This is a genomic window from Hymenobacter glacialis, from assembly GCF_001816165.1.
Lineage (GTDB): Bacteria > Bacteroidota > Bacteroidia > Cytophagales > Hymenobacteraceae > Hymenobacter > Hymenobacter glacialis.
Map to the genome: position 1 here is coordinate 1 of NZ_MDZC01000075.1, position 22930 is coordinate 22930.

Consider the following 22930-nt stretch of genomic DNA (forward strand, 5'->3'; position numbering starts at 1 on the left):
GGGCCCATTGAGCTAATCAGATAGTCCGTGTATAAATCCAAGGTGCAAGTCATCGCCGAAAATAGGGACTGCTAACTTTAGCCGCGTAACATCAGTTATTCAAGCAAGATAGCACATATTCAAGCAAGATAGCACATATTTAAGCAAGATAGCACATATTTAAGCAAGATAGCACAACCGCAGGGAAAGGAGCTAACAGCCTGTTAAAATTTACGAATCAGGTGTCGAATACTGGACAAATACAAGGTGGCCTCGGCGCTACTGGTTTCGCATTCGAAATCGCGGCTCAATCGTCGGTCCCACTGTAGCCAACCGATGGAGCGCTCGACGACCCAGCGGGTGGGTTGCGGGGTAAAGCCGCCGCTGCCGCTGAGGCCGGGGGCCGTTTCGAGCCGCCAGCCGCAGTGGGCCTGGGTCCATTCAGCCAAGGGGCGGCCGTCGTAGCCGGCATCGGTGAGCACGAGTTGCAGCCGCTTAACGCCTTATTGGTGGAGCTTTTCGAGCACCGCCCGGCCCCCGGTTCGGTCGTTTTCGTTGGCCGGCCCCACGTGGGCGGCCAGCAACCGGCCGCCCGTGTCCACGGCGAGTTGGCGCTTGCGGCCCTGCATCTGTTTGTGGCCGTCAAAGCCTTTGTCGAGCACGCCGCGCTCGCTGCTTTTAATCGATTGCGCGTCCACGATGGCCACGCTCGGACTGGGCTGGCGCGAAGGAGCCGACTGCTTGCGGTCCCGTTCGACTAGCATTTTATTCAGGCGCGCCCAGCGTCCGTCGGCTTGCCAGCGGCGAAAGTAATAAAAGCAAATCGGATAAGGCGGGAAGTCGTTGGGCAGCAAGCGCCCGTGGCCTCCGCTCTTGGCTAAGTAGAGCAAGGCGTTGAGAATGAGGCGCAAGGAATACTTGCGGCGGCGGGCAACGGGCAACACGTGTTGCATAACTTGCTACTGGAAATCAGTCAGGTCCGTTTCGTACATCTTTGGTCGGATGAGGAAATTAGTAGAACCTGGCTGGTTTCTTTTTGTCTAACAGCTACTTGTAAATTTCAACAGGCTCTAAGAGCCTGTTGAAATTTACGGATAAGGTGTCGGATGCTAGATAGGAAGATGTAAGCTTCCCGTTAGGTGGCTTTGACCTCTTCCGATTTACTGGACCGCCCTGCAGTAGAGAATCAGGCGGTTTGAAGCTCGACAGTAGTGGCATCCGCCATGACCTGATCGCGCGTTAGATTCTGCAGCGAGCTGTGGGGGCGGAAGCCATTGTACTCCTGCCGCCACTGCTCGATTTTCTACTGCGCATCGGTCAACGACAGGAACCAGTGCACGTTCAGACACTCGTCCCGTAAGCTGCCGTTAAAGGACTCAATATACGGGTTATCCGTCGGTTTGCCGGGCCGCGAGAAGTCCAGCGTGACCTGCTGCTCGTACGCCCATTTATCCAGCACTTTACTGATAAACTCGCTGCCGTTATCGACCTGGATGCGTGCTGGCACGACATCCAACGTTTGCTGCAGGCGGCTCACCACGGCCATTACGTCGTCTCCTTTTAGCGATTGCCCGACGTGAATGGCTAGGCACTGGCGCCTAAAATTATCGACTATCGTCAAGGCCCGGATCTTGCGCCCATTGAAGAGCTGATCGGCCACAAAGTCCATGCTCCAGCTCTGGTGGGGTCGCTGCAGCTCGACCCGCTCTAACCGGTGGGCAGCAGCCCGGCTGCGCTTGGGCCGCTTGCTGCGTAGGTACAGCCCTTCTAGGCAGTAGAGGCGATGAACGCGCTTGTGATTGTCGGGCCAGCCCTCCCGACGTAGGAGCGTAAACAGGCGCTGGCAGCCGTAGCGCACCCGTATCTGGGCGAACTCTCGCAACCGCCGGCGCAGCACCGTGTCGTCCCGCCCGTGCGGCCGGTAATGCCAGCTCGAGCGCTGCAACGATACGACTTGGCAGGCCCGACGGGTCGAGATGCGGTAGGCGTCGATCAGGTGGTGAGCCGCGTGTCGACGCTGTACGGGCTTCAGAACTTTTTTTTGAGCACGTCCTGCAGCATCTGCTTGTCCAAGTTCAGGCCGGCCACGAGCTGTTTCAGGTGCAGATTCTCTTCTTCCAGCTGCTTCAGGCGGCGCAACTCCGGTACGCCCTGGGGTGGTCCAGTAAAAACGGACAGTGCGCTAAGATAGGTTGAGATTCAAGTCGCGTTCAAATTGGTGGGGTGAGCGGTCGCCGAGGGCAGAGTGGCGGCGGTCCAGATTGAAGTAGGTGTCGAGGTAGTGAGCAACCTCCAGGCAGGCCTCTTCGAGACTGGCAAAGATGGTTCCGTGGGGCAGCAACTCGGTTTTGAGCGTGCTCCAGCCGGCTTCCGCCTGGGCGTTGTCGTAGGGATTGCCGGGTCGGCTGAAGCTGGACAGGGCGCCGGCCTGATTGATGCGGGCCCGGCAGGTGGCGCTAATGTACTGGCTGCCGCGGTCGGCGTGAATTATCAAGCCCGGCGCGGGCTGGCGCAAGGTCAAGGCTTGTTCAAAGGCCAGCAGCACGAGCTCAGTGGGCATCTGCGCGGCCAGGGTACCAGCCCACGACCCGGCGCGAGCAGGTGTCGCGCCAGGTGGCTAGGTAGCACCAGCGCCCGCCCACCAGGGGCAAGTACGTGATGTCCCCGACCCAAACTTGGTCGGGCGCGGTGGGCGCGGGCTGGCCGAGCAGGCGATTTTCGGCGACGACGGCAGCTGGGTCGGCCACCGTGGTGCGGGGGCGTTGCGGGCGGGTGCTCAGCGCCCGCAGCCCGTTGCGGTGCAGCCAGGTGCGCAGGGCGTAGCGGCTCACGGCGTGGCCTTCGGCGCGTAATTCCGCCCGCAATCGGCGGGTGCCATAGCGGCGGGCGTGGCGCGTAAAGGCGGCCTGCGCTGCGGGCTGCCACGGCGCAACGAGTGGGGTCGGGCGCTGCCGCCACTGGTAGTAGCCGGCCGAGCTGACCGCCAACAGGCGGCAAAGCACCTGCACGGGCCACGGCTCGGTGCAGGCCGCGATGAAGGCGTAGCGGCTCATCACTGAGGGGGCTGGGAGAAGATGGTTACGACTTTTTTTAAAATATCGCGCTCCATTTCCACGCGTTTGAGCGCGGCGCGCAACTGCCGAATTTCGTCGCGCTCCGCGCTGCTAGGTACGGCCGCTTCTAGGGCCTGGCGTTGCCAGCGCCCCAGTAGCGCGGGCGAGATGCCCTGGGCGCGGGCCACGCCGGGCACCGGCGGCCACTTGGCGCACGCACTCCGCCTTAAAGGCCGGCGTATATTTCTTGCGGGTGGCGGGCAAGCCGCCAGGATTCAGTTTCTCGGTCATGGGCAGTGAAAGTTAAGACTTCGCACCGTCCGTTTTACCTAGACCACCTCATAATTTGGCCCGCAACCGCCGGGTACCGTAGCGGCGCGCATGGCGCGTAAACGCCGCCTGCGCTGCTGGCTGCCACGTCGCAGCCGGTTGGGCCGGGCGCTGCCGCCACTGGTAATAACCGGCTGTACTGACGGCTAACAACTGGCACAACAACTGCACGGGCCAGGGTTCGGTGCAAGCCTGGATGAACTGGTAGCGGTTCATGACTGAGGCGGTTGCGCAAAGATGGTCACGACTTTTTTTAAAATATCCCGCTCCATTTCCACGCGCCGCAATTCGGCGCGTAGCTGCTTGATTTCGTCGCGCTCGGCGCTGCTGGGCACGGCGGCTTTTAGGGCCTCGCGCTGCCAGCGGCCGAGCAAGGCCGGTGAAATGCCTTGGGCGCGGGCCACGTCCATCTGTCGGGCTCCGGCCGCTACTTGGCGCACGCACTTGGCTTTGAAAGCGGGTGTATATTTCTTGCGCGTGGCAGGTAAACCACTAAAATTCAGTTTCTCGGTCATGGGCAGTGGAAGGTAAGACTTCTCACTGAAGCTGTTTAGAAAGTGAAAGGACTCCCAAAAAAGCGCGAAATTTGAGTTGCAACACTCCTTTTTTCGCATTTTAATGGAAGTCCTGTCCCAAGATATGATTCGCCAATGGATTCTGCCCTCGCTCCCTTTTTCCGCGCACGGTCGCCCGTCGGTTGTGGACCCGGTGGAGCTGGTGGAAGTGATGCTCTACAAACTCAAAAGCGGCTGTCAGTGGCGATTACTGCCAGTCAAGAAGTTTTTTACCGGCGCTTCGCTCACTTGGCAGGGCGTGTACGCCCGCTTTAACGCCTGGCGCAAAGACGGTTCCTGGCAGGTCGTCTGGCAGCACGTATTGCGGGAAAACAAGGCCCACCCGGACTGCTCCAGCGTCCAGTTGGACGGCAGCCATACGCCGGCTAAAAACGGCGGGGAAGCCGTCGGCTGCCAGGGCCGCAAAAAAGCCCGCACCAGCACGGCTCTGTTCCTGACCGACAACCGGGGCCAGCCCCTGAGCTGCGCCAGTCCGCAGGCGGGCAATCACCACGACAGCCACGAGTTGAACGCCTTATTTGGCGAAATCTGCGTCTTCCTCGAAGCGGCGGGTATTCCAATTGCCGGCCTGTTCCTGAACGCGGACAAAGTCTTTGACAGCCAGACGTTTCGGCAGGAATGCGCCCGGCGTGGCATTGAAGCCAACATCCCCCGCAACCGCCGCGCCGCCGACTGGCAGACCGACGACGACACCGTTTTCGACCCCGGACTCTACCGCCGCCGCGTCGTAGTCGAACACGCCAACGCCTGGCTCGATGGCTTCAAAACCTTACTCGTCCGCTATGAAACCAGCGTCGGCAACTGGATGGCCTGGTACTGGCTCGCCTTTGTGGTCATCCTTTTGCGAAAAATTAACGATAAACCGACTTTCTAAATAGCTTCAGTGTCCGTTTTAACTAGACCAACTCACCCAGCCCGCCGTATTCCTTCTTCCAGTTGTATTAGGTGGCCTCGCTAATGCCCATCTTCCGGCAGAGTTCCGCAACGGCTACGCCCGTGTCTGCCTGGCGCAAGGCAAACACGTGCTGGGCCTCGGTAAACTTCGTCTTTTTCATGGCACGTGTCTATAATCTTAAGGTACGACAAGTGCCTGATTTCTCTATTTTGCACCGGTCTGGTTTTATTGGAGGAGGTCAGCCTGACCCTTTATCTTCTATTGGTCCGGCAATTATAAGGCCTCTGTTGCTCAAGACTCCAAGTAGCGGTTTAGAGGATTGTATGGGAGTGATACAAGCTATGAAAAAGTATGTTACGGCCAACTGAGCCTCTACGCACAAGTAGTGAATACAAGTAGTATCTAACACAAAAACCGTAACTTTGCCCCATCCTGAGACTTGAGAACTGCTGACTCTGCAAGGAGTATCTAGCCTCCTACCTTTCAGTTTTTAAGCAGGTACCTTCCTTATGAACACCGGAATCATCAGCTATTCACTTAATAGCATTCGCTATTATCTGACCTCAACCCAGAAGTACGAGGCCGTCTGGATGTTCGGCTTGGTTTTGGTTTCTTCCTTCATGGATGTCTTTGGCTTGGCTGCACTGGTACCAGTCATGATGGTAGCCGCAGAGCCTGGCGCAGTACAGAAAAGCAAGTATTTCTTCCCAATATACCAGCTTCTGGGGTTTCAATCGGAAAAAACGTTTCTGCTTTTTCTGATGGCCGTTATCTTCTTGTTCTTCCTGTTCAAGAATCTGTTCACGACCTGGGTCAACTATCTGCAGACGCGTTTTACAGCTGATATCGGTCTGAAAATCATTGCCAGTCAGCTGTCCAAATACCTGAATCTTTCTTTCTGGAAGTTCAGCGACACCGGCTCGGCTGCCCTGATGAATGCGGCGCTGCAGGTGCCGGGCGTATACGTTAGTGGCATTCTGCGGCCCCTGTTTGTGTTCTTTTCTGAGGTGGCCGTCATAGCAGTCATCGTGGTCAGCATTGTGGTTTACAAGCCGCTGCTGCTGGCTATTTTGGGCATTGTGCTGGTGCCTACCACTTGGCTGATGTACCGGCTGCTCAGAACCCGCACTCAGGAAATTGGACACCGCGTGAATGCGCTGCGGCCGGTTTCTTTCAGCGTTCTGAGTGATTTGTTTATCGGTTTCATTGAGCTTAAGCTGGCCGACAAACAGCAGGATTTCCGCCGTAAGCTGCTCGACAACCAGGAAGAGCTGCAAAAGCTGGATGCCGAAGGCTACCTCTACAGCTTGCTGCCCATCAAGATGATTGAGATGGTCGCCATTCTGGGCGTACTGACCATTTTCATTTACGCGCTGTTCTTTTCGCAGAACTCCACTGATCTTATTGCGCTGGTTGGCTTGTTTGCCGCCGCTGCTTACCGCCTGATGCCGTCCGTAAATAGGATGCTACAGTCGCTGTTTCAACTTAAGCAGGCGCAATACACCATTGAAATTATCAACTCCGAGGATGACGCGGAGCACCTGATGCCGCAGCATCCCGAGCAGCTGCCGCTTATCTTCAATCATTCACTCTCGTTCGACGGTATTTCCTACAGCTTTCCCGGGGCCGATCAGCGTACGCTGAAAGATATCAAGCTGGATATCAAGAAGGGGGAGAAGATTGGCTTTATCGGTAGCTCCGGCTCCGGCAAAACCACCCTGATGAATATCCTGCTGCGGTTTTACGTGGAGCAGGAGGGTAATATCCTCGTTGATGGCAAGCCCCTGACGCCCCAGAATTTGCTGGCCTGGTACAAAATTATCGGCTATGTGAAACAGGATACATTCCTGATGGAAGCCTCCATCCAGGATAATATCACGCTCGGCGATGTGGAAGTGGACCAGCAGCGGCTGCAATATGCTATTGAGCAGGCTTCCCTGTCGGATTTTATTAAAAACCTACCTGCCGGCGTGAAAACGCATATCGGTGAGCGAGGCTCGAAACTATCGGGTGGGCAGCGGCAGCGTATCGGTATTGCCCGCGCGCTTTACAAGCGCACGGAAGTGCTGGTGCTGGACGAGGCCACTAGCGCCCTTGATAATGAAACCGAGCGGGAAGTAAACGAAGCCATAAACAAACTTTCCCATACCGACATTACCATCCTCATCATTGCCCACCGCATCACTACGCTCCGTGAGTGTGACCGGATCTACGAATTGAACCAGGGAGAAGTCGTAGCCACCCACCAATACCGGGACCTGGTTCGCCAGATTGTGCAGCAGTAGCCGAGTTGTAGCGCTGGGTAGAAGAATTTAACTGACAAATCTGTTTTCGACTTTATGAGCATCAACGTTACCAAGTCGTACTTGCCCCCGCTGGAAGAATATGTCGGCTATCTGGAAGGTATCTGGGAGCGGGGCTGGCTGACGAATAACGGGCCCTTGGTACAGCGGCTCGAAGCAGACTTAAGCACGGTCTTAGGTGGGGCCCGGGTGCAATTCATGTCCAACGGGACGATTGCGCTGCAGGTCGCCATCAAAGCCCTAGAACTGACGGGAGAAATTATTACGACGCCATTCTCCTACGTGGCTACTACCACGGCCATCCTGTGGGAGGGCTGCGAGCCAGTGTTTGTCGATATTGAAGAGCAGACTTTTTGCATCGATGCTGCCAAGATTGAAGCGGCCATTACGCCCCGCACCTCAGCCATTCTGGCCACTCACGTCTACGGCTACCCCTGCGACGTGCGGGCCATCGAGGATATTGCCCGGCGTCACCAGCTGAAAGTGATTTACGACGGCGCGCATGCTTTTGGGGTGCAGGTGCATGGCCGCTCGCTGCTGTCGTATGGTGATATCACCACCTGCAGCTTTCACGCCACCAAGTTGTTTCACACCAGTGAAGGGGGGGGCATCATCACCACCGACGAGGAACTGGCCCGCAAAGTCTGGCTATATAAATCGTTCGGGCACATCGGCGACGAGTACTACTCGCTGGGCATAAACGGCAAAAACTCCGAGTTTCACGCCGCTATGGGCCTGTGCAACCTGCCCCGGGTGCCGGAATTCATCGCTGCCCGCCGGCAATTGTCCGAGCTGTACCGCACCGAGTTGGCCGCGCTGCCGCTGCGCTATCCGGTGACCCCGGCCGAGACAGAATATAACTACGCCTATTTCCCCGTCATCTTCGACAGCGAAGCCCGGATGCACCGGGTGAAGGATGCGCTGGCGGCCCACGGCATCAACACGCGCCGTTACTTCTTCCCGTCGCTCAACAAGCTGCCCTATCACACCGGCGCCGTTTGCCCCGTTTCCGAAGATATTGCGCTCCGGGTACTGTGCCTGCCTTTTTACCAGCAGCTGGAACCTGAACAGGTGCGCTGGATCTGCGCGCTGATTCGTAACCACTACGCGTAGCCGACGCCCCGGCCTGCGGCGAAAAACCGCTTGTTCGGCTGCTCATATTTCCCCGTCTTTGCTTTTTCGCCGCTTATGCTGCCTGCTGCCCACGTTCTGGTCCTGACCGATAATCTGTATCTGGCCCAAGAATTCCAAAAGTTAACTGCTACTAAACTGGAGCTGGAGCAGGTGCGCTTCACCTATTGCTGTAGCCCCACCAGTGCCGAAACGATGCGGCCGTTCGGCATCGAGCCGGTGCAGGTGCGCTCTGCCTGGCCGCAGCTGGTGCAGCGTTATTCACTGGTCATCTCCGCGCATTGCAAGCAGTTGTTTCCCGCCGAGATGGTAAAGCAGGTGCGGTGCGTGAACATTCATCCGGGCCTGAACCCCTACAACCGGGGCTGGTTTCCGCAGGTGTTTTCTATTCTGAACAAGCTGCCGCTGGGGGCCACCATTCACGAGATTGATGCCGAGTTGGACCATGGCTCCATTATCGTGCAGCAGCCGGTGCATGTGCAAGACTACGATACGTCGCTGACGGCCTACACCCGGGTACAGGCAGCGGAGCTGGAACTAGTAGACGAGCATCTGGTGGCAATTGTGGCGGGCACCTACACCACTACTGCCCCTGGGCAGGAGGGTAATCTGAACTTGAAGAAGGACTTCAATAAGCTGCTGGAGCTCGATCTGGACGAAACCCTGACCATGCGCCAGGCTCTCGACCGGCTGCGGGCTCTCACCCACGGCACGTACCGGAACGCGTATTTCTACGGAGAGAACGGAAAAAAAATATACGTTAACATCAATCTTCAGCCGGAATCAAATGGTTAAGCAAACGACGACTCCTCTGGTCAGCGTGTGCTGCATCACCTACAACCACGAAAAGTTTCTGGCCCAGGCCATCGAATCGGTGCTGATGCAGGAAACCACCTTTGCGGTTGAGTTGGTCATCGGGGAAGATTGCTCCACCGACGCTACCCGTCAGATTGCCCAAGATTACCAGCGCCGCTACCCAGATCGTATCCGACTATTGCTTCCAGAGAGAAATCTGGGGGTAATGGGGAATATATTGGGTACGCTGGAGGCCTGCACCGGAACGTATATTGCCCTGCTGGAAGGAGACGACTACTGGACCAGTCCGCACAAGTTGCAACGGCAGGTTGACATTCTGGAAAGCCACCCGGGCTGCACTACCTGCATTCATGATGCAGAAGAGTTCATGGACGACAACTCTATTCCGCCTCGGCTATTCAGCGAAAAGTTCGCAGCTATTCTACCCGATACCGCGCACGAGTTTACCCAGCGTGATATTGCGCTGCACGGCTGGTTTATTCCGACGGCCTCTATGGTGTTTCGGCGCTCGGCGCTATTTCCTATTCCGGCCTGGTTGAAAGAGGCTTTCAGCGGCGACTATTCATTGCACTTGCTGCTTACGCGCACCGGCAACATTTACTACCTGCCAGAGGTAATGTCGCGCTACCGGCTCCATGCCGGCGGTATCATGTCGGCCACGCAGAACGACCGGATCATTGCCCGCAACAGGAAGCAGATATTCGAAACCGGCCATTACAAGCAGATGGTTGAGGCGCAGCACCATGCCCGCTTCGACGAATTTCTGGAAGGCCTGCACTTCGATCAAAGTAAGCGGCTCAAAGCAACCGGCCAGACGATGAGCAGCTACTATAATTACTATAAAGCAATTTCGGTGGTGAGCCCAAAGCGCACCATCAGCTACCTGAAGCAGCTGGTGTATCAGTGGTATAAGAAATAGAAGGCCAACCTCCTGAAAAGTGCCATCGGTTGCTGCTCCGACGATTTTCGATGCCTCAGCCCGACCGTAATTACATGGAAACAGCTCAACAACAACGCGGTGTAACGGTACTGATCTGTACCTACAATAGCGCGGCCCGCATCAAAGAAACCCTGCAGACCCTGGCTCGCCAGAAGGTTGATCCGGTAATGTTTTCCGTCGAAGTACTCTTGGTGGACAATGCCTCGACAGATACCACTTCGCAGGTCGCCGCCGCCGAATTCGAGGCCCTGAATTTCCCGTTTCCCTATCAGCTGCTCTACGAAGGCAGAAGTGGTAAGAGCAATGCGCTGGACCTGGGGTTTGCCACCGCTCGTTTCGAATACGTGTGCATCGTTGATGACGATAACTGGCTCGAAGAAAACTACCTGGCTTTGGCCTGGGACGTACTGGAAGCCGATAAGCAGATCGGGGCGCTGGGTGGAATCGGCCGGCCGGTATGCGAAATAACGCCGCCGGCCTGGTTTTCCGAATTTGCCGTTATCTATGCCGCCGATAAGCAGGCTGACAAGCAGGGCGACATTACGCGGCATCCCAGCTACGTGTATGGAGCCGGCTGCGTGGTGCGCAAGGAAGCATGGCAAACAATTCATCGGGCCGGCTTCAAATCGATGCTCATGGGTCGCCACGGCGACAAGCTCACCTCCGGCGAGGACAACGAAATGTGCTATGCCTTTGTGCTGGCCGGCTACAAAATCTGGTACGATGAGCGGCTGCGTTTTCAGCACTTCATTCCGGCTCAGCGCCTGACCTGGAACTACGTGGAGCGGATCTTTGCGGGCAATGCCGAGTCGGAAGCAGCCTTACGACCGTATCTGGACTACATTCGGGCCATGCAAGGAGATTCGGCGGGCAACAAACCGCTAATCTGGCTGAGAAATGCTAAATTCTCCCTGCAGTATGCGTTTGTTGCGCTGAGTAAAATGCTCAAAAACAACGAGCGTTTTCGGGAAGGAGAATCCTCGGCCATCCGGACCAGCTTTTACTGGCAGCAATTCAAAGCGCTGGTGAAAAAAGAGATTAGCGGCGACAACAGCTATCAGTTGATAGAAGCCTTTATAGCGCGCCTACACAAGCTGGAAAAGTAGGATTGCCGGCACATTGGCACACTAGCTGTCGGCATTCCAAAAGCCTGTCCCTTGTGGAATAGGCTAAGTTTTAATTTTGATTTTTGCACGGTGAACGGAATAACTTTTCTTATATGCACGCACAATGGTGCTTCGCGCCTAGCTGACACGCTACGCCATATTGCGGCCCAGCAGGTGAGCAATGCCATAGCGTGGGAAGTACTGATCATCAGTAATGCCTCCTCCGACAACACAGTTGAGGTAGCCCATAGCCTGCGCGAAACATTGCCTATTCAGGTACCTTTCCGTGTGCTCGAAGAGCCGGTAGCTGGCAAGGAGAATGCGCTGATCCGGGGCTTCAATGAGGCTGCTTACGAATACATTGTCATCATTGACGATGATAACTGGATAGCGCCCAACTACCTGACGCTGGTAAACGAAATAATGAGCGCGCACCCGGAAATAGGTGTGCTGGGCGCGCATGCCGAGGGCATGTTTGAAGTGCCGCCACCCGCGTGGTTCGAAACATTTCAAGCCGTATATGCCGTTGGCCCTCAGAACGGCGGCAACAGCGGTCCGCTGCCGCCCTATGAAGGCTACCTGTACGGGGCCGGCTCGGTGGTGCGCAAATCGGCCTGGCAAAAGCTGCTGGATCATGGCTTTCGCTTCACTACTTCCACCAAGCGCGGCAAAATCATTGTGAGCGGCGAAGACGTGGAACTGGGCGACGCGCTGCAGCTGGCCGGCTATCAGCTGTGGTATGATGACCGGCTGCGCTTCAAGCACTTCATGTTCAAGGAGCGCCTGACCTGGAACTACCTGCTGCGCATTGGGCAGGGCACGGCATCCTCCCAGCTGACGAGCATCGTCTATTATTTCATTTTCCGCCACCCGGAATTAACCGAAAGCAAATTTCGCCAGCTCTATAACAAGCGCTTGGTATGGCTGGCCATGCAGATGGCCAAGCAACCAGGCAATTTGTTTAATGCCGCCTTTCGCCGGCAGCAGGAGGGTATTCTGAGTAATTTCGAAACACTTCGGCTGTTCTACAATTTCCAGACCTCGATGAAACAGCGCGAAGAAGCAGTGCGGGTGTTTCATCAGATAAGCGAGCTGCGTAGCCGACTTAACAACAAATAATCTGAGCCGTGCCAGAAAAAGCCGTGGACAACAAGCTGTCATTGCGCACCAATAAGCAACGCATACACGTGGCTATAGCTTTCGACGAAAACTATGTGACGCCGGTATATGCGTTGCTTACTTCCATCTTCGTCAATAATGCGCAGGATACTATTATCATTCATGCTATTGAAACCGGCCTGACTGCCTTGCAGCGGGAAGAGCTACAGCGCTACTGTGCCAGCTACACTAGCAGCATTTGCTTTTATACGCTGGAGGGTAGCTTTGCGCGGGATTTTGTGCTGCCACCAACTTTATGGTGGACTGCTTCCATCTATTACCGCCTGATGTTTCCGGTGCTGCTGCCGCCCGATGTAGAGAAATTTATTTATCTCGATACGGACATTATTGTACTGGGTAAACTGCAGACACTGTTCGATACGCCTATGCAAGGGCTGCCGGTAGCTGCCGTGCGTGATTTTGTAGATAGCCGGCCTGAGCTAGGTATTTTTAAGCCCGATTCGTACTTTAATTCCGGTGTATTACTTATTGACCGGGTGGAGTGGCAGAAACGGGGAATTACAGCTAAGGTCGTGGACTTTATCAGCCACAATGCCGATAAATTGATTTATCCTGATCAGGACGCTCTTAATGCAGTGTTGGTAGATAATTGGGTGAAATTAAGCAGCGGTTTCAACACGATGTTTCACGACATTCCGCACAATCAGTCGCGTAAGCAATTGCGGCATTTTTTGCAGAATGTAGTTGTACTCCACTACACTACACAGCATAAGCCTTGGGCCATGCTGGGCAGAAACAAGTTGCGCGATATTTACTTCGGCTACCTCGATAAAGTGCCCAAAAAATATCGCCGCCGGTACGATAATTTCATCTGGGACCGACACAAGATTCGAGAGATGATTGAGATAAGACTGAGCGAATGGGTGATTGATCACCCGGCTTTTGCAATGGGATGGCACAGTAAATAATCTGGATCTGAAACAGGAAGAATGTGCCTATACGTCAGCATAAAAAAATAATTTCATCCCAAATAACAGAATATCATGCTGTCAATAATTAATAAAATATCAAGCCGTATCACTGGAAAACGCCGATTCGAGGCGAGACGCAGGCAGATACGGTTGGTCTGGAACAGAGATTTTACCATAATATCTAATGACTGTTGGGGTGCCGAGGTGTATAAGTATTTGTCGCTACCATTTAATACGCCCTTTATCGGCTTATTTCTGATGGCGCCTTGCTACCTGGAGTTTCTACGCAATCCACAGCACTACATGGCGTAGGAACTGGTGTTTCAGGATAGCTCTCCCTACCCGGAAATCAATGAAATACGCCAGCAGAACCCGTATCCACTAGCTACGCTGGGAGGTAAGGTGGAAATTAGCTTTCTGCACTACCATTCGGTAGAGGAAGCTCGTGAAAAGTGGCAGCGGCGAGCAGCGCGGATTAATTGGGATAACTTACTAGTAAAATTCGATGGCGGTAAGGACGGTGCAACGCCCGAGTTGATTCAGGAATTTGAAAAAATGCCTTATCGTCGTTTGCTACTCGTGAAAGAATTAATGCCGGGAGCGAAAGATGCAATAGTGGTAGGCAACTACACCACTAATGGCGCACATATGTTCCAAAATTCAATGCCTGATTACGACTTAGTAAAATGGATCAATACTGGTAATCCGGAATTTACTCCTGCGAGTTGGATTATGCACAAAATACTGGGTGTAGGACAATAGTTAGCATTACGTACAGTAAGCGTACGAATGCTGGTTAGAATAGAAATGGGTTCCCTTCATGTTTGCAGCTCTGCCAAAATTAAGGTCGGACTAATCGTTTTTGATTTATTTAGTTTTTCAAAGTCATGTCAAAGACCGTAGTTAAAAGAGACCTTGTACTGGATGCATTGAGGGGCATTGCTGCCGTGCTAGTTGTGCTTTTTCATCTTACAATGGATACTGGCAACCCGGATTATGGACTTCATTTAGGAATGACAGGCGTAGATCTATTCTTTTTGATCAGCGGCTTTGTTATTTTTATGACGCTGCGAAAAACAAGCTCCTCCAAGGATTTTGTAATCAGCCGCCTCATTCGGTTGTATCCCACTTACTGGGCCTGCGTTAGTTTTACATTTGCAATTAATGTGTTGTACGCAGTTACTCATAATAGTCTTTCTTTGAACTATATTGGCCAGTATCTGGCCAATATGACTATGTTTCAGCACTATTTAGGGGTGGAGAATCTCGATCATCCCTACTGGACTATGATAGTAGAAATGGTTTTCTATCTGTCGATGCTGATCATCTATCGGACAGGTCAGATCAAGAACATCGAATGGATTGGTGGGATATTATCCGCTGTTTGTTTTTTGATTTCTACCGTGGGCAGGAGCTTTTTTTATGAAGCATACGAGGTTGTTAACTTTGTATATCCCTTGCTCAACCACTTTCCGCTTTTCTTTGCCGGTATCGTCTTTTATCTCATTAAATACGACCGGCCCAGTGTTGCGCGGTATGTAATGATTGGAGGGTGCTTTGTTTGCTCTCTTTTTGTATTCGATAATCTCGGCCGGGGAGCTTATCTCACCTACAGTGAGCATGTTGCAACATTGGTTGTGTATTTTAGCTTGATGTTGCTTTATATAAATAATAAACTGAGCTGGGTTTCAAATAAGGTGTTTGTGTATCTTGGCACAATTTCTTATGCCTTATATCTGATTCACCAGAATATCAGTGTCTTTTACCTAAGGCCTTTGATGGCACGCGTATTACCCGGAAAAACAGGATTTTGGTTGGGTAATATAGTAATATTGGTAACAGTAATTGGCTTAGCCAGTGCTGTTACTTATTGGATTGAGAAGCCTGCAATGAAGTTGTTGAAAGCAAAATTGCAACCAAGAAAACCCACGGCTTACGATGAAAAAACGATTGCCTAACCTCGGGTTTGTCCTTTGATTCATTGGCTGTGGTTAATTTATTCTTTTGTCGATACAAGGCTTTTTCATCAAGCCTTATTTTCTCTATTCCATGCTAAAAAAAGTAATTGATTTTGCAACCGCTAAGCTATCCAGGTTGCTGCCTGCCTGGGAAGCGAGTAATGTGATCAACACTTTCCCGGAGTCTGCTGCCCATCGCTATGTTCTGCCGGGTAACATCGATTCGATGCCCGTGGAAGTTGCTGACCATTACAGAAAGCTGGTTAGTGATGCTCCCAAAGTTATACCGGCTTTGCGCTTGTATACTGTTGCTAATGCTAATGTTTCCTGGCATGGCGCGATGTTCAACAATCTCAGACTATTTAAGCCTGAGATGTCGCCGGATGTGGATGGGTTTTTTAGAGACAGTTTTTTGCTCAAGCAATGGCTACAGCCAAAACGGGTTCGTCGTTACGACGAAGCAGCGCTGGTATATGATATCTGGTCGGCGCAGAATTACTATCACTGGCTCGTCGAATCATTGCCGCGGTTGTTGGCCCTGCGCAAATATTATCCGACCATAGGCTTGCTGGTGCCCGAACCGACGCCTTCCTTTATTAAGGTTACCGTCTCGATATTGGGTTTTGAAAAGCTGATTCCTATTAAAAAGGATGAAATAGCGAAAGTGAAGTCTCTGATTGTTCCGGAGAAGGTGCCTTATCTGGTTATGTCACTTGAGGATACCACTAGCGGGCAAGGCGAGTTTAGCTTAACTACGGTGCGCGACGAATTGCTGCGGGAAGTTGATAACCCAACCCTTGTGCCGCACCGGCGGATTTATGTTTCGCGCGCCAAACAGTCGGTTCGCCGAGTATCTAATGAGGCGGCAGTTGGGCAGGTGTTAGAAAAATATGGCTTCGAAACCGTTTTCTTTGAAGATTTAAGCTTCACGGAACAAATGGAATTGATGCGCGAAACAGCCGTATTGGTAGGGCTGCATGGCGCTAATCTGACAAATCTGATGTTCCTGCATCCTGCAACAACAGTCATAGAGCTTATTAACGTCGACTCGGAGAAGTATCTGTTCTACTTTTTTTTAGCTTCCTACTTTAAGATATCCTACTACGCTGCTACCTGTCGCTCCGTCACCGGGGACGTAAATAATCAGGTCGATGTAGTGGTGGATATCGAGGAGCTGAACTCCGTAATTGTGGCCGCGCTTTCCGGGCAGCCGGAGGCGAGTATGCTGAAGTAAAATAGCCTGCCGTACTGTCAATTGCCTCTCCTGGGGCTTGCTCAGCGGCGATGTAGCCGCCCCCAAACCTATGGCTAAGCCTGGCGGTAACCCGTTGGTAGCCAGTGTCCTTTTTCATAGCTGGCTAAGGTCCAGACCGGGGTAAGATGGGGTTTCGGTTGGGCACCGTACCTTTGTCTTATTATGCCTACCACCGAGCTTCCTCTGGTTTCTGTCATTATTCCCGTTTTCAACGCCGGAGAATATTTGCGGCCCGCTATTGATAGTATTCTGCAACAGACGCTTCAGGACTTTGAGCTCATCATCGTCGACGACTGCTCGCAGGATGGCAGCCTGGCCGTAGCCCGTAGCTATCAGGATGATCCACGCGTGCAGGTGCTGGCCAACGAGCAGAACCAGGGCCGCTCCTTCACGGATAACTACGGCGCTGAGCATGCGCGCGGCAAGTACATTGCCAAGATGGATGCCGATGACATTGCCCTGCCGCACCGGTTGCAGGCCCAGGTCGACTTCATGGAGCAACACCCGGCCGTGGGGCTTACCAGCAGCTTTATGCAGTGCTTCGGCGAGTCGGACATCGTGTATGAGTACCCGGTATCGGGCGATGCGGTGCGCAGCTTCCTGCTGTTTAATATGCCGGTAGCCAACCCGACAGCCTTTTTCCGCCGGGGCCTGATGCAGGAGCACGGGCTGCGTTACGACGACACGATCAAGGATACGTTCGGCGAAGACTACGAATTCATTGCCCGGGTAGCGCAGGTGGTTGATATCGAGAACCAGCCGGATATTCTGCTCCACTACCGCACGCTGCCGCAGACGCTGAAGGCCGACGTGCATGCCCGCCGCAACGCCAAGTCCAACCAGATCCGGGAGCGGCAGCTGCGCGTGCTTGGCATTCCGTTCAACGACCGGGAGCTGCACGTCCACAATACCATTTCCTACTTCCCCTTCACGCTCGGCGACATTACGCTGGCCGAGGTGCACGACTGGCTCTGGAAAATTCAGGCTTACAACCAGGAGCGGCGCTATGCCGAGCCGGAGGCCATGCTGCGCTGCGTGGCCGAGCGCTGGTTTCTGACCTGCTACCTCAATCCGGATAAGAAAACCAACTCGCTGCGCGAATACCGCCGCCGGCCGTTGCATAAGCACTACAACCCCGGCACGAAGCTGCACGCCAAATTTCTGCTGAAAAGCTACCTGCTCCGGCACTTTTAAGGCGACTGACTATGAGCACTACCACGGCAGCGCCTCCGCGTAAGAATATTCTGTTGCTTATTCCGCAGCTCACCTACGGGGGCGCGGAACGCGTATTCCACGACCACGGCCAGCAACTTGCCCGGCACCATCACGTCGTTGAGTGCGTGTTCGACAGCGGCACGGAGGTGGCCTTTCCGACCAGTAATACCTTGGTGACCCTGGATGTACCGGCCGGAGTGGGCATTGTGGGCAAGCTGTGCAGCTTCGTGCAGCGTATCGGGCGGGTGAAGCAGCTAAAGCGCGAGCACCGCATCGACGTCTGCATCAGTCACCTGGAAGGGGCTGACTACCTGAACCTGCTCAGTAAAGGCCCCGAACAGGTGCTGCTGTGCGTACACAATTCCAAGCGCCACGACCCCAACATTCAGGGCGCGTTGGGTTGGCTGCGCCGCCGCGTACTGATGCCCTGGCTCTACCGCGCCGCCGATTACATCGTGCCCGTCAGCCGCGACCTGCGCCAGGAGCTGATTGACTTATTTGGGCTCACTCCAGCTAAGGTGGTTACAATTAATAATTTCTTCGATGTGGATGGCATCCGGCAGCGAAGTCAGCAGCCGCTGACGGCTGCCGAGCAGACGCTGTTCGGGCAGCATTCTGTGCTGATAACGGCCGGCCGGCTGGCCCGCGAGAAAAACCAGACGGCCCTGCTCGAAGTGCTGCACACCATGCGCAGCCAGGGCAACCAGGCCGCGAAGCTGGTGCTGCTCGGCGACGGGCCACTGCGGGCTGGCCTGCTGCTGCGCTGCCAGGAGCTGGGCCTGCGCAGCTGGCAGGTGTGGGACGGCACGCCGCTCACTTCCGATTTCGACGTGTATTTCCTGGGTTTCCAGAACAACCCGTTCCAGTACATTGCCCGCGCCGCCGTGTCGTTGCTGTCGTCGTCTACCGAAGGCTTCCCGATGGCGCTGTGCGAGGCTATGGCCTGCGGCGTGCCGGTTGTATCGACCGACTGCCCCACGGGCCCCGGGAAATTCTGGCGCCGCAAACCCCGGCCGCGCAGTATGCCGCCGCGCCCGAGTGGGCCGAGTTTGGCGTGTTGCTGCCTTTGCTGGGCGCGGGGCCGGCGCTGGCACAAAGTGCCCCGGTATGGACCGAAACGCTCAGCAGCCTGCTGGCCGACCCGGCCCGGCGCACGTACTACGCGGCCCAGGCCCATTCCCGGGTGCAGGATTTTGCGCCGGCTAAAATCATGCAGCAGTGGGAAGCCCTGCTTACTCCCGTACCCGCCTCATGAAAAAGCGCCACGTCATCGTTTATGTATATAATAGCTGCAACGACCCGCTGTTCAAGGCGGTGATGCTGCCCTGCCTGCGCTATGCCACCCAGCAGCAGCCCGATCTGCAGCTGCACCTCATTACCTACGAGCAGGTAGAGTACGCCCTCAGCCCCGCCCAAACCGCGCAGATGCACGCCGACCTGGGGGCCGACCGGATTCAGTGGTACCCGCTGCAGTGGCACTCGGGCAGATTCAAGCTGCTCAAGAAAGCCTACGACCTGCTGCTGGGCCTGCTGCTCGTGATACGGCTGCGCCTGGGCGATGGGGCCCGCAGCATCACGGCGCTGGGCACCGTGGCCGGCTCTTTTGCCTTCATAATGGCCAAGCTGGTCGGCCTGCGCTACTACGTCTTCCAGTACGAGCCGCACAGTGAATTTATGCGCGACTGCAACGTGTGGCCCGAAACCAGCCTGGCCTACCGGGGCCTGCACTACATGGAGCGGGTGTCGGGGATGAATGCCGACATTCTCTCGACCGGCACCGTGCACATGATGCGCCGCATGGAAGAATGGGGCACCAAGGCTAAAGTGTATAAGCTGCCCAGTTGCGTGAATGAAACCAAAATCTACTTCCGGCCCGACGGGCGGCAGCGGGTGCGGGAGAAGTACGGTATTCCGGCCGATAAGCAGGTCATTCTGTACCTGGGCAAATTCGGCGGCATTTATTACGACCGGGAAATTGCGGCGCTGTTCAAAACCTTTCACCGCCTCAACCCTAACCTGTTCTTCCTGATTGTGTCGCCCGATACGCCCGCACACATTGCCGGCCTGATGCAGGCCGAGGCACTGCCCGAAACTTGCTACACCATCACGCGCAGCCCCTACGAGCAGGTGCAGGACTACATATCGGCCGCCGACTTCGGAGTGGTAGCCGTGCCGTCGTTCCCGTCCCAGAAGTTCCGCTCGCCTATTAAAGTGGGCGAATACCTGTGCTGCGGCCTGCCGTACCTGGTGTGCGCCGGGGTTTCGGAAGACGACTTGGTAGCGGAGAAATACGGCGTGGGCGTGGTGGTAAGCGCCTTCAATCAGGCCGAGGCCGAGCGGGTGTACCCGCAGGTAGAAGCGTTTTTGCGGGCCGAAAAAGCCCCCCTGCGCCACAAGTGCCGGCAGGCCGGTATTGTCTACCGGGGCATGAGCCAGTTTTTGCCCACCGCTGACGTAATTTTTGCGCAGCTGTAAGCTAGGTGTAGAAGCTGTTTAGGAAGTAGCCAGGGGGGGGTAGAACAGGAAAGACTCCCACAAAAGCGAGAAATTTGAGGTGCGACCCATCTCCCTTCCCTCCCCCATGGAAGTCCTGCGCAAAGATACGATTACCCGCTGGCTACTGCCCTACCTGCCCGCCCGCTCGGGTGGGCGCCGCTGTGCCGCCGACCCGGCGGAGGTGGTGGGAGCCATCTGCTACAAGCTCAAAACCGGCTGCCAGTGGCGCTGGCTGCCCGTTAAGGCCTTATTCACGGGCGAGCCGCTAAGCTGGCAGGGCGTCTACTACCATTTCAACGCGTGGAGCAAGCAAGGAGCCTGGAAAAAGCTGTGGCTCAGTAGCTTGCGCCTGCACCGGCGCGCCCTGGACTTATCCAGCGTCCAACTCGACGGCAGCCACACGCCGGCCAAGAACGGCGGGGCTGCTGTCGGCTACCAGGGCCGCAAAGCCGCCCGCACCACCAACGCCCTGTTCCTGGCCGACAACCAGGGCCTGCCGCTGGCCGTGGCCACGCCCCAAGCGGGCAACCAGCACGACACGTTCGAACTCGAGCGGGTCTTTGCCGAGTTGTGCGAGCTGCTCGAAGCGGTGGAATTACGGCTCGACGGCCTGTTTCTCAACGCCGACAAAGCCTTTGACGTCACCGCCTTGCGGCAGGCGTGTGCGCGGCGCGGCATCGAGGCCAACATCCCGCGCAACCGGCGCTCGGCCGACTGGCAGACCGACGAGGATACCCCGTTCGACCCCGAACTCTACCGCCGCCGGCTGGTCATTGAGCGCCTCAACGCCTGGCTCGATGGCTTTAAGGCGCTGCTCGTGCGTTACGAAACCATGCAAAACTGGGTAGCCCTGCACTGGTTGGCTTTTACGGTCCTGCTGCTGCGTAAAATTGCCCCACCCACCACTTCCTAAACAGCTTCGTATAGTCCCCGGGTAAGCTGGGTCGGGTTTCGGGTAAAGATAGTGGGGTTCTTTTGAGGTGGTCTAATTAGGCTGGACAGTTTAGGGCAGTATTTTGAAGAATTTGTTGATGAGTGTGATACGGCGTCTGATAGTCGATGCTGGAGTGCAGTCGGTCGTGGTTGTAGTAGTCAAAATAGTCGGCGACACTAGCTTGGGCATCGGCCAAGTCGGCAAAAACGGGCCACTCGCGTAGTTCGAGTACCTCCGTTTTGAGGCGAGACCACAAGCTTTCAGCTTGGGCATTGTCGTAGCAGTCGCCGCGGCGGCTCTGCGAGCGCAGGGCCTGGTGGTCATACAGCAATTGGCGCTAGGCGTTGCCGCAGTACTGCCCACCCCGGTCGGAGTGCACGAGCAGGCCTGGAGCAGACGGTTGGGACCAAAAGGCCCGTTGTAGGGCCGTGGTCACCAATTCTTCGGGCATGGTGGCCCCCAACTTGCCAGTCCACCACATGCTTGCTGGCCATGTCTTGAAAGGCGCACAGGTAGGCCCAGTCGCCGTTGGCCAGCGGCATATACGTGATGTCGCTGACCCAAACCCGGTTGGCCCGGGTGGGCTTGGGCTGGTCGAGCAGCCGGTTGGGCGCGCAGCGCAGCCCGTGGGTGGAATCGGTGGTGCGCGGGGTGTAGGCCTTGGGTTAGAGCGCGTGCAGGCCCCGGCGGCGCATGGCCGTGCGCAGGCGCTGGCGGCCCACCCGGTGCCCTTTTTCCCACAGGGCCACCCGCAGCCGGCGGGTGCCGTGGCGGCGTTTATGCACCCCAAAGACCTTCACCAGGGCCGTTTCCCAGGCCGGCGTCTTCGGGCGCCCCACCGCCCGCTGCTGGTCGGCCTGCCAGGCGTAAAAACCACTGGCTGGCACGCCCAGCACCTGGCAAAGTCGGCGCACGGGGTAGTGGCCACACTCGGCGGCGATGAAACGGTAGCGGCTCATGGGGACGGGGTCGCCGAGAAGATGGCGATGGCTTTTTTTAAAATTTCCAACTCCTGCGCCTGCCGCCGGGCCAGGGCCCGCAGCTGGCGCAACTCAGCGGCCGTGTCCGGGTCCAGGGCTGCGCCCAAGGCCGCCGCAACCGGTGTCTGGGCGGCTTTTTGCCACTGGTAGATGCGCTTCGGGTCGATGTTGAGCGCCCGGGCTGCGGCTTGGGTCGAGCGGCTTTGCTCGGCCAAGCGCAGGGCTTCGGAGCGAAAGGCCGCATCATACTTGCGGCGTTTGTCGGGTTTTGCAGGGTCTTTCATGACGAAGGAAAGATACCACCCTGTTCTGTCCAGATTTACTCGACCACCTCATTCCGCGGTGGTCTGGTAGTGAAAGCGCTTGACGGTGGCTTCTTTGATGGTGCGGTTCATGCGCTCGACTTGGCCGTTGGTCCACGGGTGCGCCGGTTTGGTCAGGCAGTTTTCCAGGCCGTATTCGCGGCAAATGCGGTCAAAGCTGTGCCCGCCCGGCAGGAATTGGTGCGGCTGGGGAGTAAACTGGACCCCGTTGTCCGTCAGCACGGTATGCACTTTGTAGGGCAGCTTGTCGAGCACGCGTCGCAGAAACTCGGCCGCGACGACCCGTTTGGCGCGCGGGTGGAGTTCGGCAAAGGCCCCCTTGCTGGGTGCGGTCGATGGCCACAAAAAGGTACTGCTTGCCTTCTTCGGTCTGGACCTCGGCAAAGTCGACGTGCAGGTAGCCGATGGGCTAGAGTCTGTTCTGTACTTGGAGTTAAATTTGGGGATGTCAAAAGCAGCGCATTACCCGAGCGACATTTCTGACGATGAATGGGCCTTTGTATGCCCCTATTTGTGCTTAATGCGCGAAGACGCGCCCCAGCGGGAACACC

The 22930-nt window shown here is 55.7% G+C and carries 23 protein-coding genes and 4 pseudogenes; 15 read left to right on the forward strand and 12 right to left on the reverse strand.

The window, feature by feature from the left end; genetic code table 11:
* Nucleotides 1-203: 203 nt before the first annotated feature.
* The 7 genes and pseudogenes from BEN48_RS18215 to BEN48_RS11840 all read right to left on the reverse strand — a co-directional run bounded on the left by BEN48_RS18215 (nucleotide 204) and on the right by BEN48_RS11840 (nucleotide 3877).
* A complete protein-coding gene (locus BEN48_RS18215; RefSeq protein ID WP_158010168.1) occupies nucleotides 204-461 on the reverse strand; it encodes a transposase in 258 nt (85 codons plus the stop codon).
* Nucleotides 462-482: 21 nt separating this feature from the next.
* Complete coding sequence (locus tag BEN48_RS18220) at nucleotides 483-932, reverse strand: transposase (protein WP_083321017.1); 450 nt, start codon at nucleotides 930-932, stop codon at nucleotides 483-485.
* Between the two features lie 233 nt (nucleotides 933-1165).
* Nucleotides 1166-2023, reverse strand: a pseudogene (locus BEN48_RS11815) (IS3 family transposase); the annotation flags it as partial.
* Between the two features lie 138 nt (nucleotides 2024-2161).
* The gene (locus tag BEN48_RS18415) at nucleotides 2162-2539 is read right to left on the reverse strand and encodes an integrase core domain-containing protein (protein ID WP_094122959.1); all 378 of its coding nucleotides are present in this window, start codon (nucleotides 2537-2539) and stop codon (nucleotides 2162-2164) included.
* Nucleotides 2529-3032, reverse strand: a complete 504-nt coding sequence (locus tag BEN48_RS18420; protein WP_094122960.1) for a DDE-type integrase/transposase/recombinase — start codon at nucleotides 3030-3032, stop codon at nucleotides 2529-2531. The genes BEN48_RS18415 and BEN48_RS18420 overlap by 11 nt, the downstream gene beginning before the upstream one ends.
* Nucleotides 3032-3229 (reverse strand): transposase, encoded by a 198-nt coding sequence (locus BEN48_RS11830; RefSeq protein ID WP_083321018.1) that lies wholly within the window; start codon nucleotides 3227-3229, stop codon nucleotides 3032-3034. The genes BEN48_RS18420 and BEN48_RS11830 overlap by 1 nt, the downstream gene beginning before the upstream one ends.
* 345 nt (nucleotides 3230-3574) lie before the next feature.
* Nucleotides 3575-3877, reverse strand: coding sequence for a transposase (locus tag BEN48_RS11840; RefSeq protein WP_070735148.1), 303 nt, complete (start codon nucleotides 3875-3877; stop codon nucleotides 3575-3577).
* A gap of 103 nt (nucleotides 3878-3980) precedes the next feature.
* On the opposite strand from BEN48_RS11840, the gene BEN48_RS11845 reads away from it, so the two are divergent.
* Complete coding sequence (locus BEN48_RS11845) at nucleotides 3981-4811, forward strand: IS5 family transposase (RefSeq protein WP_070735151.1); 831 nt, start codon at nucleotides 3981-3983, stop codon at nucleotides 4809-4811.
* A gap of 70 nt (nucleotides 4812-4881) precedes the next feature.
* On the opposite strand, the pseudogene BEN48_RS11850 reads toward BEN48_RS11845, so the two are convergent.
* Nucleotides 4882-4992 (reverse strand): annotated as a pseudogene (locus BEN48_RS11850) (transposase); the annotation flags it as partial.
* A 349-nt stretch (nucleotides 4993-5341) separates the two neighbouring features.
* Here BEN48_RS11850 and BEN48_RS11855 point away from each other — a divergent pair.
* The 14 genes and pseudogenes from BEN48_RS11855 (at nucleotide 5342) to BEN48_RS11915 (ending at nucleotide 21055) form a co-directional block, all read left to right on the forward strand.
* Nucleotides 5342-7117 carry an ABC transporter ATP-binding protein gene (locus BEN48_RS11855; protein ID WP_083321020.1) on the forward strand — a complete coding sequence of 592 codons (1776 nt, stop codon included), beginning with the start codon at nucleotides 5342-5344 and terminating at the stop codon, nucleotides 7115-7117.
* Nucleotides 7118-7171: 54 nt separating this feature from the next.
* Nucleotides 7172-8248 carry a DegT/DnrJ/EryC1/StrS family aminotransferase gene (locus BEN48_RS11860; RefSeq protein ID WP_070735156.1) on the forward strand — a complete coding sequence of 359 codons (1077 nt, stop codon included), beginning with the start codon at nucleotides 7172-7174 and terminating at the stop codon, nucleotides 8246-8248.
* A gap of 75 nt (nucleotides 8249-8323) precedes the next feature.
* Nucleotides 8324-9061: a dTDP-4-amino-4,6-dideoxyglucose formyltransferase gene (locus BEN48_RS11865; RefSeq protein WP_070735158.1), complete on the forward strand. Its 738-nt coding sequence runs from the start codon at nucleotides 8324-8326 to the stop codon at nucleotides 9059-9061.
* A complete protein-coding gene (locus tag BEN48_RS11870) occupies nucleotides 9054-10001 on the forward strand; it encodes a glycosyltransferase family 2 protein (RefSeq protein ID WP_070735160.1) in 948 nt (315 codons plus the stop codon). Before BEN48_RS11865 ends, BEN48_RS11870 begins: the two co-directional genes overlap by 8 nt.
* A gap of 50 nt (nucleotides 10002-10051) precedes the next feature.
* Nucleotides 10052-11128, forward strand: a complete 1077-nt coding sequence (locus BEN48_RS11875; RefSeq protein WP_083321021.1) for a glycosyltransferase — start codon at nucleotides 10052-10054, stop codon at nucleotides 11126-11128.
* Nucleotides 11129-11218: 90 nt separating this feature from the next.
* Complete coding sequence (locus tag BEN48_RS11880) at nucleotides 11219-12247, forward strand: glycosyltransferase (protein ID WP_070735163.1); 1029 nt, start codon at nucleotides 11219-11221, stop codon at nucleotides 12245-12247.
* Nucleotides 12248-12255: 8 nt separating this feature from the next.
* Complete coding sequence (locus BEN48_RS11885; protein ID WP_070735164.1) at nucleotides 12256-13215, forward strand: glycosyltransferase family 8 protein; 960 nt, start codon at nucleotides 12256-12258, stop codon at nucleotides 13213-13215.
* A gap of 75 nt (nucleotides 13216-13290) precedes the next feature.
* Nucleotides 13291-13980: pseudogene (locus BEN48_RS19810) on the forward strand (DUF1919 domain-containing protein).
* Between the two features lie 125 nt (nucleotides 13981-14105).
* A complete protein-coding gene (locus tag BEN48_RS11890; protein ID WP_070735165.1) occupies nucleotides 14106-15176 on the forward strand; it encodes an acyltransferase family protein in 1071 nt (356 codons plus the stop codon).
* A 46-nt stretch (nucleotides 15177-15222) separates the two neighbouring features.
* Nucleotides 15223-16410 (forward strand): glycosyltransferase family 61 protein, encoded by a 1188-nt coding sequence (locus tag BEN48_RS11895; RefSeq protein WP_070735166.1) that lies wholly within the window; start codon nucleotides 15223-15225, stop codon nucleotides 16408-16410.
* Nucleotides 16411-16593: 183 nt separating this feature from the next.
* Nucleotides 16594-17625 carry a glycosyltransferase family 2 protein gene (locus BEN48_RS11900; RefSeq protein WP_070735167.1) on the forward strand — a complete coding sequence of 344 codons (1032 nt, stop codon included), beginning with the start codon at nucleotides 16594-16596 and terminating at the stop codon, nucleotides 17623-17625.
* 11 nt (nucleotides 17626-17636) lie between these two features.
* Nucleotides 17637-18932: a glycosyltransferase gene (locus BEN48_RS11905; protein WP_070735168.1), complete on the forward strand. Its 1296-nt coding sequence runs from the start codon at nucleotides 17637-17639 to the stop codon at nucleotides 18930-18932.
* A complete protein-coding gene (locus BEN48_RS11910; protein WP_070735169.1) occupies nucleotides 18898-20121 on the forward strand; it encodes a glycosyltransferase in 1224 nt (407 codons plus the stop codon). Before BEN48_RS11905 ends, BEN48_RS11910 begins: the two co-directional genes overlap by 35 nt.
* Before the next feature lie 106 nt (nucleotides 20122-20227).
* On the forward strand, nucleotides 20228-21055 hold the full coding sequence (locus BEN48_RS11915; RefSeq protein ID WP_070735170.1) for an IS5 family transposase: 828 nt from the start codon (nucleotides 20228-20230) through the stop codon (nucleotides 21053-21055).
* A 76-nt stretch (nucleotides 21056-21131) separates the two neighbouring features.
* Here the strand turns inward: BEN48_RS11915 and BEN48_RS11920 are convergent, their stop codons facing one another.
* The 4 genes and pseudogenes from BEN48_RS11920 to BEN48_RS11935 form a co-directional block, all read right to left on the reverse strand.
* Nucleotides 21132-21407: an integrase core domain-containing protein gene (locus BEN48_RS11920; RefSeq protein ID WP_070735171.1), complete on the reverse strand. Its 276-nt coding sequence runs from the start codon at nucleotides 21405-21407 to the stop codon at nucleotides 21132-21134.
* Nucleotides 21408-21741: 334 nt separating this feature from the next.
* Complete coding sequence (locus BEN48_RS11925) at nucleotides 21742-22035, reverse strand: hypothetical protein (RefSeq protein ID WP_070735172.1); 294 nt, start codon at nucleotides 22033-22035, stop codon at nucleotides 21742-21744.
* Entirely contained in the window at nucleotides 22032-22340 is a 309-nt protein-coding gene (locus BEN48_RS11930; protein ID WP_070735173.1) for a transposase, read from the reverse strand. Before BEN48_RS11930 ends, BEN48_RS11925 begins: the two co-directional genes overlap by 4 nt.
* Nucleotides 22341-22400: 60 nt before the next feature.
* Nucleotides 22401-22788: pseudogene (locus BEN48_RS11935) on the reverse strand (DDE-type integrase/transposase/recombinase); the annotation flags it as partial.
* Nucleotides 22789-22930 lie beyond the last annotated feature (142 nt).

Excerpts from the sequence above, each read along its gene's own strand:
- BEN48_RS11925 (WP_070735172.1), bottom strand. The coding sequence starts at position 22,035 with ATGAGCCGCTACCGTTTCATCGCCGCCGAGTGTGGCCACTACCCCGTG.
- BEN48_RS11900 (WP_070735167.1), top strand. The coding sequence starts at position 16,594 with ATGCCTACCACCGAGCTTCCTCTGGTTTCTGTCATTATTCCCGTTTTC.
- BEN48_RS18415 (WP_094122959.1), bottom strand. The coding sequence starts at position 2,539 with ATGCCCACTGAGCTCGTGCTGCTGGCCTTTGAACAAGCCTTGACCTTG.
- BEN48_RS11865 (WP_070735158.1), top strand. The coding sequence starts at position 8,324 with ATGCTGCCTGCTGCCCACGTTCTGGTCCTGACCGATAATCTGTATCTG.
- BEN48_RS11890 (WP_070735165.1), top strand. The coding sequence starts at position 14,106 with ATGTCAAAGACCGTAGTTAAAAGAGACCTTGTACTGGATGCATTGAGG.
- BEN48_RS18220 (WP_083321017.1), bottom strand. The coding sequence starts at position 932 with ATGCAACACGTGTTGCCCGTTGCCCGCCGCCGCAAGTATTCCTTGCGC.
- BEN48_RS11875 (WP_083321021.1), top strand. The coding sequence starts at position 10,052 with ATGCCTCAGCCCGACCGTAATTACATGGAAACAGCTCAACAACAACGC.
- BEN48_RS11905 (WP_070735168.1), top strand. The coding sequence starts at position 17,637 with ATGAGCACTACCACGGCAGCGCCTCCGCGTAAGAATATTCTGTTGCTT.
- BEN48_RS11930 (WP_070735173.1), bottom strand. The coding sequence starts at position 22,340 with ATGAAAGACCCTGCAAAACCCGACAAACGCCGCAAGTATGATGCGGCC.
- BEN48_RS11915 (WP_070735170.1), top strand. The coding sequence starts at position 20,228 with ATGGAAGTCCTGCGCAAAGATACGATTACCCGCTGGCTACTGCCCTAC.
- BEN48_RS18420 (WP_094122960.1), bottom strand. The coding sequence starts at position 3,032 with ATGAGCCGCTACGCCTTCATCGCGGCCTGCACCGAGCCGTGGCCCGTG.
- BEN48_RS11840 (WP_070735148.1), bottom strand. The coding sequence starts at position 3,877 with ATGACCGAGAAACTGAATTTTAGTGGTTTACCTGCCACGCGCAAGAAA.
- BEN48_RS11845 (WP_070735151.1), top strand. The coding sequence starts at position 3,981 with ATGGAAGTCCTGTCCCAAGATATGATTCGCCAATGGATTCTGCCCTCG.
- BEN48_RS11910 (WP_070735169.1), top strand. The coding sequence starts at position 18,898 with ATGAAAAAGCGCCACGTCATCGTTTATGTATATAATAGCTGCAACGAC.
- BEN48_RS11860 (WP_070735156.1), top strand. The coding sequence starts at position 7,172 with ATGAGCATCAACGTTACCAAGTCGTACTTGCCCCCGCTGGAAGAATAT.
- BEN48_RS11855 (WP_083321020.1), top strand. The coding sequence starts at position 5,342 with ATGAACACCGGAATCATCAGCTATTCACTTAATAGCATTCGCTATTAT.
- BEN48_RS11870 (WP_070735160.1), top strand. The coding sequence starts at position 9,054 with ATGGTTAAGCAAACGACGACTCCTCTGGTCAGCGTGTGCTGCATCACC.